Below are 12,715 nucleotides of genomic sequence, written 5' to 3'. Positions count from 1 at the left end.
GCGCACGGCCCGGCCACCGCGCACGGCCCGGCCACCGCGCACGGCCCGGCCACCGCGCCCGCCGACGCCACCGCGCACGGCCCGGTCACCGCGCACGGCCCCGGTTCCGCGTACGGCTCCGCCACCGAGGACGGTCCCGCCACGGAGGGCGGCTCCGCCACCGCGCACGGTCCCGCCACCGAGGGCGCCCCCGGGCCCGTCGTCGGGCATCCGCCCGCCACGCGCGCGCGTGCGGTGCGCGGCGCGGGCGTCCACCGCCCCCGCATGCCCCGTTCCGTGCACGCGCTGCGGGCCGCGCTCGCCCTCCAGGGGGCGATGTTCGGCGCCTGCCAGGCGGGGATCACGGCGCTCACCGGGCAACTGGGGCAGGAGGACCAGGCCGGGCTCGTGTACGCCGCCATGGGTGTGATGAGCGCGGTCGCCGGGCTCTCCATGGCGGCCGTCCCCGCCCGCTTCGGACTGCGGGCCCGCTGGCGGGCGGCCACGGCGGCGGCTTTCGCGCTCTCCCTGCCGCTGCTGGGCACGCACACCCTGACCGGCCTGTACGCCGTGGTGACCGTGCTCGGAGTGGCGTACGCCCCGCACCTGGTCACCGTGTTCGGGCTCACCGAGCGGGTGGTGCCGGCGTCCCGGCTCGCCGAGGCGATGGCGTACGCGACGAGCGCGATCGTCGCCGGGCAGGCGCTCGCCGTCGCCGTCTGCGGGCGGCTGGCCGATGCGCGCGGTCCGGGCGCGGCCTTCGCCGTGGCGAGCACCGCCGCCGGTCTGGCCGCCGTGCTCGCCCTGACGGCACGCCCCGCGGCCGACGCCGGGGACCTCGCGAGCACCCCGCACGCGCGCGTGCCCACCGACGACCGCGCCGGCACGGCCGGCTGAGGCGCCGGCCCGGCCCGAACATGAACCGGCGGGACTTTCGAAACACGCCCTAGGCGGGGCGCTGCAGGACGACCATGCTGCGGTCCTCGAGGGTGAGCCGGTCGCCGGCCTGCGCCCCGCGGCCGGTGCCGGGCGGGACCGGGGCGGTGCGGGCGGTGTCCACGACCACCTGCCACTGGCGTCCGTGATCGATGGGGACGACGAAGTCGAGGGCCTTCGGCGCGGCGTTGAACAGCAGCAGGAAGGAGTCGTCGCTGATCCGCTCCCCGCGCTGGCCGGGTTCGGAGATCGCGTTGCCGTTGAGGAACACGGTCAGCGCGGAGGCGCGCGCCGAGTCCCAGTCCTGCTGGGTCATCTCCTTGCCCTCGGGGGTGAACCAGGCGATGTCGGACAGCTCGTCGTGGGTGCCCTCCACCGGCCGCCCGTGGAAGAAGCGGCGCCGGCGGAAGACCGGGTGCTCCTTGCGCAGCCGGGCCATCGCCCGCACGAACTCCAGGAGGTCGCTGCCGTGCTCGCCCGGCTCCGGCCAGTGCACCCAGGCCAGCGCGTTGTCCTGGCAGTAGGCGTTGTTGTTGCCCCGCTGGGTGCGGGCGAACTCGTCGCCGTGACTGATCATCGGCACGCCCTGGGACAGCATCAGGGTGGAGACGAAGTTGCGCATCTGACGCGCCCGCAGCTCCAGGACGCCGGGATCGTCCGTGGGGCCCTCCGCGCCGCAGTTCCAGGAGCGGTTGTGGCTCTCGCCGTCCCGGTTGTCCTCGCCGTTGGCCGCGTTGTGCTTGTCGTTGTAGGACACCAGGTCGTGCAAGGTGAAGCCGTCGTGGCAGGTCACGAAGTTGATCGAGGCCAGCGGCCGGCGGCCGTCGTCCTGGTAGAGGTCGGAGGAGCCGGTCAGCCGGGAGGCGAACTCCGCGAGCGTCCGCGGCTCGCCCCGCCACAGGTCCCGCACGGTGTCGCGGCACTTGCCGTTCCACTCCGTCCACAGCGGCGGGAAGTTCCCCACCTGGTAGCCGCCCTCGCCGACGTCCCACGGTTCGGCGATCAGCTTCACCTGGGAGACCACCGGGTCCTGCTGCACCAGGTCGAAGAACGACGACAGCCGGTCCACCTCGTGGAACTGCCGTGCCAGCGTTGCCGCCAGGTCGAAGCGGAAGCCGTCCACGTGCATCTCGGTGACCCAGTACCGCAGCGAGTCCATGATCAGCTGGAGGACGTGCGGGGACCGCATCAGCAGGGAGTTCCCGGTGCCGGTGGTGTCCGTGTAGTAGCGGGGGTCGTCCGCGAGCCGGTAGTACTGCGGGTTGTCGAGGCCCTTGAAGGACAGCGTCGGGCCGAGGTGGTTGCCCTCGGCTGTGTGGTTGTAGACCACGTCGAGGATGACCTCGATCCCGGCCTCGTGCAGTGCCCTGACCGCCGACTTGAACTCCAGGACCTGCTGGCCGCGGTCCCCCCACGAGGTGTAGGCGTTGTGCGGGGCGAAGAAACCGATCGTGTTGTAGCCCCAGTAGTTGTTCAGGCCCATGTCCACCAGACGGTGGTCGTTCACGAACTGGTGTACGGGCATCAGCTCCAGGGCGGTCACCCCCAGTTCGGTCAGGTGTTCGATGACCGCCGGGTGGGCCAGGGCCGCGTAGGTGCCGCGCAGTTCCTCGGGCAGACCGGGGTGGCGCATGGTGAGGCCCTTGACGTGCGCCTCGTAGATCACCGTCTCGTGGTAGCCGCGCCTGGGCGGCCGGTCGTCGCCCCAGTCGAAGTACGGGTTCACCACGACCGAGGTCATGGTGTGCGGGGCGGAGTCGAGGTCGTTGCGCCGGCCGGGGTCGTCGAAGTGGTAGCCGTAGACCTCCTCGCCCCACCGGACGGAGCCGCTGATCGCACGCGCGTACGGATCGAGGAGCAGCTTCGCGGAATTGCAGCGCAGCCCGCGCTCCGGGGCGTACGGGCCGTGCGCACGGAACCCGTACCGCTGCCCCGGCATGACACCGGGCACGTAGGCGTGCCGGACGAACGCGTCGCTCTCCCGCAGTTCCACCGCCGTCTCCGAGCCGTCGTCGTGCAGCAGACACAGCTCTACTCGGTCCGCGGCCTCCGTGAAGACCGCGAAGTTGGTGCCGGCGCCGTCGTACGTGGCGCCGAGCGGATACGCCTCTCCAGGCCAGACCTGCATGGACACGACTCTCTCAGGTGTACGGCGCCGGGGGTGGCGCCCTGGCCCCGAGTGTCCCCGAAAGTGAGGTCGCCACGTACGACTTCGGCGTGGGTGCGTCGTCCGCCGGGTCCTGTCCGAAGGCGTTCGAATGGGGCCCGGCCCGTAGGCGGGGTCTCGCCGGCCGGCCGTGGAATCTCCTCGGGCCGGTCCTGAAGCTTCCGCGGCGCGGGTGCGGAATGTGCGCGTTCCGGTGGTGAAGCTTCCGCGGCGCGGGTACGGAAAGTGCGCGGTCCGGTGGTGAAGTGTGCGCGGCGCGGGTGCGGAGTGACCGTGGCCCGACGCGACGTGCCCGCGCCTCGCGCCCGAGAGACCGCGCCTCGCGCCCGAAGGGCCGGCGGCGCCCGCCGCTGGGGCGTCGACGCGCCATGATCTCGCTCACTGTGCGGACCGGTCCGGGCGGAACGCGAGAGGGACCGGGGGAAGTTGGGAAAGGAGCTGTCCATCCGGCTGCACCGCGCACCGCTCCCGGAGTACCCTTCCTTGATCGTTGGGATGGGGATGCTCGGGGGAGCGGAAGGCGGTGCACGGGTGGGCTCGGGAGGCCTGGAGCTTCCCCCTGGTGACGAGGGTCACGAGGGGAACTCCGCAGACGTCCCGCCCGGCGCGGTGTCCCTGGCCCGGCCGATGGACGCGGGTGCCATCGGCCCGGAGCTGGACTGGGACGCCGACGCCTGGCGCGAGGTGCGCACCCGCGCCCAGCGGGCCGGCCGGGCCTACATCTGGCTGAACCTCGTCGAACAGCGGCTGCGCGCCGTCGTCTCGGCGGTGCTGCGGCCCGTCTACGAACCCGTCCACGGCGACGACTGGGTGGTCGCCGCCGCCGGACCCGCCGGACAGGAGTGGGTGCAGCGCGCGGTCGCCGTCCGCGAGGTCAGCCGCCGCAAGGGTTACCTGCTCGACCCGGCCGACGACAATGTCGTCAGCTTCCTCACCCTGCCCCAGCTGCGCGAGCTGATGGTGCAGCACTGGCCCTGCTTCGAGCCCTACCTCGACGAGCGCCGCGACGTCGAACTCGCCCTCGACGAGCTGGAGGTGACCCGGAACGTCGTCTCACGCAACCGGGCCCTGTCGGAGGCCGTGCTCAACCAGGCCGAGCGGGCCTCCGCACGCCTCCTGGAGATCCTCGGCACCGGCGGGGACGTGCCCTCCGCGCGGCGGCTGCCGGTCGACGCGGTCGAGGACCTGGTCGGCGACCGGTACGCGGACGTGGTCGCCGTGCACCCGGACCGGGTGCGGCTGCTGCGCCAGTTCCCGGCCGAGGACATCTTCGGCGGCGCCCGCCGCCTGGACGCCATCGGCATCGGCCTGAACCTGCTGGTGCAGAACTTCTCCGGCCGCCGCCTGGTACGCCTGGCCGAGTCCGGCTGCCGGGTGCGGCTGCTGTTCCTCAACCCCGCCTCCAGCGCGGTCAAGCGGCGCGAGCGGGAACTCGGGCTCAAGCGCGGCGAGCTGAGCCGGTCGGTGGAGATGAGCATCCTGCACATGCGGCGGGTCCGCTCCCGGCTGCGCGACCCGGACGCCTTCGAGATCCAGGTCTACGACGAGACGCCGCGCCTGACCGCCTATCTGGTGGACGGCGACGGATCCGACGGCATCGCGGTCGTCCAGTCCCACCTGAGGCGCAGCCGGGGCATGGAGGCGCCGGTGCTCGTCCTGCGCAACGGGAGCAAGGTGGTCAAGTCGGATGAGGTGGACGAAGGGGGACTCTTCTCCGCCTATCGCGAGGAGTTCGAGATGATGTGGGCGGATTCGCGTCCGGTGTCCTGACCCGCCTGAGACAACAGGAACGCCCGAAGCCGCCCGCGAAAGCGGAACGCGGCCCTCGGATTGTCAGTGGCGCATGCGAAGGTGGGGACCACTGGGGGAAGCACCACCGAGAAGGGGGGCCGCCATGGGCTGGCACCAGGAGCTGCTGATCGGGTTCGACCTGGAGACGACCGGGACCGATCCGCACGAGGCGCGCATCGTCACGGGAGCCGTGATCGAGGTCAGGGCGGGCGAGCCGCTGGGACGCCGGGAGTGGCTGGCCGATCCCGGCGTCCCGATCCCGGCGGACGCGGTCGCCGTGCACGGGATCAGCAACGAGCGGGCCGCCGCCGAGGGCCACCCCGCCGACCGGGTCGCGGACGCCATCGCCGACGTGCTGACCGGATACTGGAAGACGGGCGTACCGGTCGTCGCCTACAACGCGGCCTTCGACCTGACCCTGCTCTCCGCCGAACTGCGCAGGTACGGGCTGCCGTCGCTGAGCGAGCGCCTGGGCGGCGCCGAACCCGGCCCGGTCGTCGACCCGTACACCATCGACCGCGCGGTCGAGCGCTACCGGCGCGGCAAGCGCACCCTCCAGGCGGTCTGCACGGAGTACGGCGTCGTCCTCGACTCCGCCCACGACGCCGCGGCCGACGCGCTCGCGGCGGCCCGGCTGGCCGGCGCGATAGCCGGCCGCCACCCCAAGGTCGCTGCCCTCGGTCCGGCGGAGCTGCACCGCCGCCAGATCGAGTGGTATGCCGCCTGGGCGGCGGACTTCCAGGGTTTCCTGCGCCGCAAGGGCGACACGGCCGCGACGGTCGACGGAACGTGGCCCCTGCGGCAGCCGGCGGACGAGACGGTCTGACGGCCGACGGCCGAACGCCCGCGCGGGGAGGAGCGGCGCGAGGGGAGAGCGGGCGCAGAGCGGGGGGAGGGCCGGTCAGAAGGGGTACCAGCGCACCGTCTCGTCGCCGTCCCGCAGGGACGCCACCCGGCGTTCGAACTCGGCCAGCGCCTTGGGGTTGCTCGGGGCGTGCTGGGCGACCCAGGCACAGCTGGCCGTCTCCCGGGCACCGCGCAGCACCGAGCAGCCCGCCCAGTCCCGTACGTCCCAGCCGTAGACGGAGACGAAGGAGTCGTAGGCCTCGGCGGGCAGGCCGTAGCGGTCCCGGGACAGGGCCATCACCACCAGGTCGTGCTCGCGCAGGTCGGCGGAGAAGGTCTCCAGGTCGACCAGGACCGGCCCGTCCGGGCCGACGTGCACGTTGCGGGGGAGCGCGTCCCCGTGGATCGGGCCCGGCGGCAGGTGCGGGGTGAGGGCGGCGGCGGCCGTCGCGAAGCCGTCGCGGCGCTCGCGCAGGTACGCCGCGTCGGCCGGGTCGATCGCGTCACCGGCCAGCCGCAGCCAGCGTTCCACGCCGCCCAGCAGTTCGCGGGGCGGCAGCGGGAAGGAGGGGGAGGGCAGCGCATGGACGGCACGGAGCAGTTCCGCGAGGTCACGCGGCTCGGCCGGGCGTACCGCATCGGGCAGCCGGTGCCACACGGTCACCGGGTGGCCCTCGACGAGCAGCGCCTCGGGCTCCGCCGCCCGGACCGCGGGCACACCGGTGCGCGCCAGCCAGGCGGCGATGTCCAGTTCGCGGCGCGCGCGGTCGAGGAGTTCGGCGTCGCGGCCCACCTTGACGACCAGGTCACCGGCGGCGAACACGGCGTTCTCACCCAGCGCCAGCAGCCGTGCCTCCGCCGCCGTCGGCCCCGGCACCGTCCCCGCCAGCACCTCGCGCGCCCGTGCCTCGTCCATCGTCCGCCTCCCTGTCCGCCGATTTCCCGCTGTGCGTCGGCCAGTCTCGCATTCGCACAGGTGGGAGCGTGTGCGCGGTCTCTTGACGGGAAGCGGCGCCTTCACGACCATGACCAGGCCCGTCCCCGCCGCGCAGAGGGTTGATGAGACGTGACATCGCTGACCGAGGTGAGGAGGCCGGCGCGCCGCGTGCCCGGTCCGGGCCTGCCCCGGCGCGGTCACGACCCCGGCGCCTGGTTCCTGGTGCTGCCCGCGCTCGTCCCCGTCCTGGTGCTCAGCGTCGGTCCGCTGCTGTACGGCGTCCTGCTCGCGTTCACCGACGCCCAGTCCGGGCGGACGGACCCCACCCGGTGGACCGGCACCCTCAACTTCCAGGACCTCGCGCACGACACGCTGTTCTGGGAGTCCTTCCGCGCCGGCCTGGTGTGGGCCGTCGGGGTCACGGTGCCGCAGTTCCTGCTCGCGCTCGGCCTCGCCCTGCTGCTCGACCAGAACCTGCGGCTGCGCCCGCTGGCCCGGGCGCTCGCCATCATCCCCTGGGCGATGCCCGAGGTCGTCGTCGGCATCATGTGGCGGCTCGTCTACAACCCGGACGCGGGCATCCTCAACGAAACCCTGCGCGACCTCGGCCTCGGCGACGGCCGCGACTGGCTCGGCTCACTCGCGACCGCGCTGCCGGCCGTCGTCGTCGCCGGAGTGTGGGCGGGGATGCCGCAGACCACCGTCGCCCTGCTCGCCGGGCTGCAGAACACCCCGCGCGAACTGCACGAGGCCGCCGCGGTCGACGGCGCCGGGGCCTGGCGCCGCTTCCGCACGGTCACCTGGCCCGCCCTCAGACCGGTCGCCCTCGCCATCACCGCGCTCAACCTCATCTGGAACCTCAACTCCTTCGCCCTGGTCTACGTGCTGACGGGCGGCGGTCCCGGCGGCCGGACCCGGCTGCCCACGCTCTTCGCCTACGAGGAGGCCTTCCGCTACGGGCAGTTCGGGTACGCGGCGGCGATGGGCTGCGTCCTGGTCGCCGTCGTCTCGATCCTGCTGGCCGTCTTCCTCGCCGGCCGGCTCCGGGGAGGTGAGCGCAGGTGAGGACCTCGCCCCGCGCCCGCGCGGGCCAGTACGCCGCGCTGCTCGCCTATCTCGTCTTCCTGGCCTTCCCGCTGCTCTGGCTCCTGTCCACGGCGTTCAAACCGCCGCGCGAACTGGCGGACCTGCACCCCACCTGGGTCCCCCGCCACCCCACCCTCGCCAACTTCCGGCAGGCCTTCGACGAACAGCCGCTGCTGCACGCCGCCCTCAACTCCCTGCTGGCCGCGCTCGGTGCCGCGGTGATCGCCGTGCTGATCGGCACGCCGATGGCGTTCGTCATGGCCCGGCGCCGCTCCTGGCTCACCAGGGCGGCCACCGGATGGGTCGTGGTCAGCCAGGCCTTCCCCTTCGTGCTGCTGATCATCCCGCTCTTCCTGGTGCTGAAGAATCTGAGGCTGATAGACTCCCTCGCCGGGCTGGTGCTGGTCTACGTGGTGTGGTCGCTGCCGTTCGCGCTGTGGATGCTCACCGGGTACGTCCGCGCCGTGCCGGCCGAGCTGGAGGAGGCGGCGGCCGTCGACGGCGCCGGGCGGCTGCGGACGCTGGTCTCGGTGACGGCGCCGCTGCTCGCCCCGGGGATCGTGGCGACCGCCCTGTTCGCGTTCGTCACCGCGTGGAACGAGTTCTTCTTCGCGCTGGTCCTGCTCAAGACACCGGAGAAGCAGACCCTGCCGGTCGTCCTCACCCACTTCATCGGTGCCGAGGGCGTCGCCGACCTCGGCCCGCTCGCGGCGGCGGCCTTGCTGGCCACACTGCCCTCGCTGCTGGTCTTCGCCCTCATCCAGCGGCGGATCACGGGCGGCATGCTCGCCGGGGCGGTGAAGAGCTGATGCGCGGCCGGCCCTCCTGGATCCTCGCCCTGGTCCTCACCGTTGTGCTCGCCGGCTGCGCGGGCGGTGGAGGGGGCGGTGGCCACGGCCGGATCACCCTGCGCTTCCAGTCCCTGGCCTGGCAGCAGGAGTCCGTGGCGGTCAACAAGGAACTGGTGCGGGAGTGGAATGCCGCCCACCCCGACGTACGGGTCGAGTACGTCCAGGGCAGCTGGGACAGCGTCCACGACCAGTTGCTGACCTCCTTCGAGGGCGGTGAGGCGCCGGACATCATCCACGACGCCTCCGACGACCTCGCCGACTTCGCCTACGGCGGCTACCTCGCCGACCTGACCGGACTGCTGCCCGCACGGCTGAAGTCCGACATACCGCACCGCAGTTGGGAGACGACCACCTTCGGGCACGGGATCTACGGCGTGCCGTTCCTCCAGGAGCCGCGGGTGCTGATCGCCAACACGCGGCTGCTGGAGGAGTCGGGCGTGCGGATTCCGACGCCCGCCCGGCCCTGGAGCTGGGACGAGTTCCGGCAGGCGAGCAAGCGGCTGAGCGGCGGGGGCGGACACGGGGTGGCCTGGCCGCTGAAGGAACCCGTCTCCGCCACGCTGAACCTGTCGCTGTCCGCCGGCGGGCGCCTGTTCCACCGCGGCCCCGACGGCCGGGTCACCGTCCGGTTCGAGGCCGCCGACCAGGTGGTGCCGCGCACCCTGCGCGAGCAGGTCGGCACCGACCACAGCGCCTCCCCCTCCACCCTGGGCAGCGGCGGCTCCGACACCCTGCCCGGCTTCTTCGCCGGCAAGTACGCGATGGTGCCGCTCGGGTTCTCCTACCGGCAGCAGATCCGGCAGCAGGCGCCCAAGGGCTTCGCCTGGCAGGTGCTGCCCGCCCCGGCCGGAGCCGACGGACTCGCCCAGGGAGTCAGCCCGCAGACCCTGTCGATCGCCGAGGACAGCCCCCACAAGAAGGAGGCCGCCGCGTTCCTCGACTTCCTCCTCCAGCCGGAGAACATGGTGCGCCTGGCCCTCGGGGACTGGATGCTGCCCACCGGCACCCGCGCGCTGCAGGCCCCCGCCCTGCACCGGACGGCGTACGGCTGGGCCACCGGCACGGCCCTCGCCGCCGGCCTGCGCAGCGCACCCGCGCAGTCCGTGCGGGGGTATCCCGAGTGGAAGGACAAGGTGGCCACCCCGGCGTTCCAGGAGTACTACAGCGGAGCGATCGGCCTCGACGAACTGCGGGAACGCCTGGAGAAGGACGGCAACCTCGTCCTGGCCCGCTACCAGCGCTGAAAAACGCGTTGTACGAGACGTCTCGTCTCGCCTGAGGTCGGGTGCATGACCGCTCCCGCCCACATCGCCATGTTCTCCGCCGCCTTGCACGGCCACGTCAACCCCAGCCTGGAGGTGATCCGCGAACTGGTCGCCCGGGGGCACCGGGTCACGTACGCGATCCCGCCGCTGTTCGCCGAGAAGGTCGCCGAGACCGGCGCCGAACCCAAGCTGTGGAACAGCACCCTGCCCGGACCCGACGCCGACCCGGAGGTCTGGGGGACGACGCTCCTCGACAACGTCGAGCCCTTCCTCGCCGACGCCATGCAGGCCCTCCCGCAGCTCACCGAGGCCTACGAGGGCGACGAGCCCGAGCTCGTCCTGCACGACATCACCTCCTACCAGGCCCGCGTCCTCGGCCGCCGCTGGGGCGTACCCGTCATCTCGCTCTCGCCGAACCTGGTCGCCTGGAAGGGGTACGAGCAGGAGATCGCCGAGCCGATGTGGGAGGAGCCGCTGAAGACCGAGCGCGGCCAGGCCTACTACGCCCGCTACCGCGCCTGGCTGGAGGAGAACGGGATCACCGACCACCCCGACGTGTTCGCCGGTCACCCGGCCCGCTCCCTGGTGCTGATCCCGAAGGCGCTCCAGCCCAACGCCGACCGGGTGGACGAGACGGTCTACACCTTCGTCGGCGCCTGCCAGGGCGACCGCACCGCCGAGGGCGACTGGCAGCGGCCCGCCGGCGCCGAGAAGGTCGTCCTCGTCTCGCTAGGGTCCTCCTTCACCAAGCGGCCGGCGTTCTACCGGGCGTGCGTCGAGGCGTTCGGCGACCTGCCCGGCTGGCACCTGGTGCTCCAGATCGGCCGGCACGTCGACGCCGCCGAGCTGGGCGACGTGCCGACGAACGTGGAAGTACGGTCGTGGGTACCGCAGTTGGCCGTCCTCCAGCAGGCCGACCTGTTCGTCACGCACGCCGGGGCCGGCGGCAGCCAGGAGGGGCTCGCGACCGCGACGCCGATGATCGCCGTCCCGCAGGCCGTCGACCAGTTCGGCAACGCGGACATGCTCCAGGGGCTCGGCGTCGCCCGGCGCCTGGACACCGAGGAGGCCACCGCCGAGGCGCTGCGCACCGCCGCCCTCGCCCTGGTCGACGACCCAGAGGTGGCACGGCGGCTGACGGACATCCGGGCCGAGATGGCACAGGAGGGCGGCACGCGCCGCGCGGCCGACCTGATCGAGGCGGAACTGGCGGCGGCCAGGGCGGCCCGGACGGCGTGACGGCGACGGTCCGGCCGCCCGCCCGGTGGCCCGGCAGGACGGCGGACCGGCCGGACGGCGGCCCGGCGTTCTAAGGTGGACGGATGACGACGTATGCGGCGCTGCTGCGCGGGATCAACGTGGGCGGCAACAGGAAGCTCCCCATGGCCGCGCTGCGCGCGCTGATGCAGGAGACCGGGTACGACGACGTCCGCACCTACCTCCAGAGCGGCCAGGCCGTCTTCACCACCGGGCACGGTGACGAGGAGTCGATCGCGGCAAAACTCGCCGCCGCGATCGAGCAGCGCTTCGGCCTCACCGTGGACGTCATCGTGCGCGACCACGCCTATCTGCGGGCCGTCGCCGACGCCTGCCCCTTCCCGGCCGCCGACCTGGAGCCCCGGCAGCTCCACGTCACCTACCTGTCGGCCCCCGCCGACCCGGCCCGCTACGCGCGGATCGACCGGGCCGCCCACCTGCCCGAGGAGTTCCGCCTCGGCGACCGGGCGCTCTACCTGTACGCGCCGGACGGACTCGGCCGCTCCCGGCTCGCCGAGCAACTGGCCAGGCGCCCCGCGCCCAAGGGTCTGATCGCCACGACCCGGAACTGGAACACGGTCCTCAAGCTGGTGGAGATGACGGCAGGGTGACCTTCCGCACGCCGGTGTGCGTGGTGTACGAGGTGATCACCTCCGGGACGGTCAGGCGCGGATCCTCCTTGTAGAGCCGCCGCAGCTCCGCATCGGTCCGGGCGGCGGCGACCCGGTCCACCAGGGCGATGTCGTCCTCGGTGAGCGAGGCGTCGTCCGAGATCTCGCGGCCCCAGGAGTCCCAGGGCAGCAGCTCGACGCCGTTCAGCGCGGCCAGGTCGCGCAGCACGCCGGCGCCGACGAACCACAGTCCGGCGATCCCCTCCAGCCCGATCACGCCGAACCGCCGCGGGTCGGCCCGCCCCGTCCGGCAGGCCCGCCAGGCGTCCGCGGCCACGAGGAAGCGGTCGCGCGGCACGTCGGTCGGATCGAAGTCCAGGCCGCCGTACGTGTGGTGCAGCTGAGCGTCGGCGAGCCGCCGATCCCCTTGCGGGGTACGGAACTCGGTGACCCAGTGGTCGGCATGGTCGCCGCCCTCGAAGTACGTCGCGAAGCCGCAGCGGACGCGGGCGGGCGTCCCCGTGGCCCGCAGCAGCGAGCAGTGCAGCAGGGCGAAGTCGCGGCAGGTGCCCACGAACCGCGTCCCGGGCGGCCGGCGCACGGTGAGCGGCGTGCCGGCGCGTTCGCGCAGCAGGCGCAGGATCTCGCGGACGTACCGGGACTCGGCGTCCTGGTGCAGCCGGTCTTGGGGGATGGCGTAGCCGAAGCGCTCGCCCTCGCCCCGGTGGATGACCAGGTCCCGCACGATTCCCGCGAGCAGGCCGGGATCGCGCGGCAGCCCGCTGACGTCGAGGTCCCCCGGATCGCTGTACGGCGTCTGTCTCAGGTGGCAGTCGTCCAGGCCGCCCACGCCGTCCGTGCCGTCAATGCCGTCTGTGCCGCCCACGCTGTCCGTGCCGTCAATGCCGTCAATGCCGTCCGTGCCGCCCATGCCGTCCTTGTCGTCCATGGACGCGACCCTCGGCCTTGACCCTGGGGCAGGGTCAAGG

General features: G+C 73.0%; 10 protein-coding genes and 1 pseudogene. 8 read left to right on the top strand and 3 right to left on the bottom strand.

Features of this window, described 5'->3' with window-relative positions; genetic code table 11:
- Positions 1-876 (top strand): MFS transporter (locus tag ACFC02_RS22045; RefSeq protein ID WP_376359799.1); only part of this gene is annotated, 876 nt, incomplete at its 5' end.
- 49 nt (positions 877-925) lie between these two features.
- Here ACFC02_RS22045 and glgX read toward each other — a convergent pair.
- Positions 926-3,043, bottom strand: a complete 2,118-nt coding sequence (gene glgX, locus ACFC02_RS22040) for a glycogen debranching protein GlgX (protein ID WP_376359796.1) — start codon at positions 3,041-3,043, stop codon at positions 926-928.
- A gap of 540 nt (positions 3,044-3,583) precedes the next feature.
- Between glgX and ACFC02_RS22035 the strand changes: the two genes are divergently transcribed.
- On the top strand, positions 3,584-4,852 hold the full coding sequence (locus ACFC02_RS22035; protein ID WP_376359804.1) for an SAV2148 family HEPN domain-containing protein: 1,269 nt from the start codon (positions 3,584-3,586) through the stop codon (positions 4,850-4,852).
- A gap of 124 nt (positions 4,853-4,976) precedes the next feature.
- Positions 4,977-5,699 (top strand): 3'-5' exonuclease, encoded by a 723-nt coding sequence (locus ACFC02_RS22030; RefSeq protein WP_376359793.1) that lies wholly within the window; start codon positions 4,977-4,979, stop codon positions 5,697-5,699.
- Between the two features lie 75 nt (positions 5,700-5,774).
- Here ACFC02_RS22030 and ACFC02_RS22025 read toward each other — a convergent pair whose 3' ends face one another.
- Complete coding sequence (locus ACFC02_RS22025; protein ID WP_376359790.1) at positions 5,775-6,635, bottom strand: phosphotransferase enzyme family protein; 861 nt, start codon at positions 6,633-6,635, stop codon at positions 5,775-5,777.
- A gap of 150 nt (positions 6,636-6,785) precedes the next feature.
- Here ACFC02_RS22025 and ACFC02_RS22020 point away from each other — a divergent pair, with 150 nt between their 5' ends.
- From ACFC02_RS22020 to ACFC02_RS22000, 5 genes and pseudogenes are all read left to right on the top strand, one after another.
- Positions 6,786-7,721, top strand: coding sequence for a carbohydrate ABC transporter permease (locus ACFC02_RS22020; RefSeq protein WP_376359787.1), 936 nt, complete (start codon positions 6,786-6,788; stop codon positions 7,719-7,721).
- Positions 7,718-8,551, top strand: a complete 834-nt coding sequence (locus ACFC02_RS22015; protein WP_376359784.1) for a carbohydrate ABC transporter permease — start codon at positions 7,718-7,720, stop codon at positions 8,549-8,551. Before ACFC02_RS22020 ends, ACFC02_RS22015 begins: the two co-directional genes overlap by 4 nt.
- Complete coding sequence (locus ACFC02_RS22010; protein ID WP_376359782.1) at positions 8,551-9,837, top strand: ABC transporter substrate-binding protein; 1,287 nt, start codon at positions 8,551-8,553, stop codon at positions 9,835-9,837. Before ACFC02_RS22015 ends, ACFC02_RS22010 begins: the two co-directional genes overlap by 1 nt.
- Positions 9,834-11,097 (top strand): annotated as a pseudogene (mgt, locus tag ACFC02_RS22005) (macrolide-inactivating glycosyltransferase). The gene ACFC02_RS22010 and the pseudogene mgt overlap by 4 nt, the downstream one beginning before the upstream one ends.
- An 83-nt stretch (positions 11,098-11,180) precedes the next feature.
- Positions 11,181-11,726 carry a DUF1697 domain-containing protein gene (locus ACFC02_RS22000; RefSeq protein WP_376359779.1) on the top strand — a complete coding sequence of 182 codons (546 nt, stop codon included), beginning with the start codon at positions 11,181-11,183 and terminating at the stop codon, positions 11,724-11,726.
- On the opposite strand, the gene ACFC02_RS21995 is transcribed toward ACFC02_RS22000, so the two are convergent.
- On the bottom strand, positions 11,698-12,675 hold the full coding sequence (locus ACFC02_RS21995; protein WP_376359776.1) for a transglutaminase domain-containing protein: 978 nt from the start codon (positions 12,673-12,675) through the stop codon (positions 11,698-11,700). The genes ACFC02_RS22000 and ACFC02_RS21995 overlap by 29 nt on opposite strands.
- Positions 12,676-12,715 lie beyond the last annotated feature (40 nt).

Origin of the sequence: Streptomyces sp. NPDC056160 (genome assembly GCF_042268205.1) — a bacterium.
In the GTDB taxonomy this organism is placed as follows: Bacteria; Actinomycetota; Actinomycetes; order Streptomycetales; family Streptomycetaceae; genus Streptomyces.
Note: the sequence above shows the minus strand (reverse complement) of the source record. Positions and strands in the feature narration are given on the sequence as shown.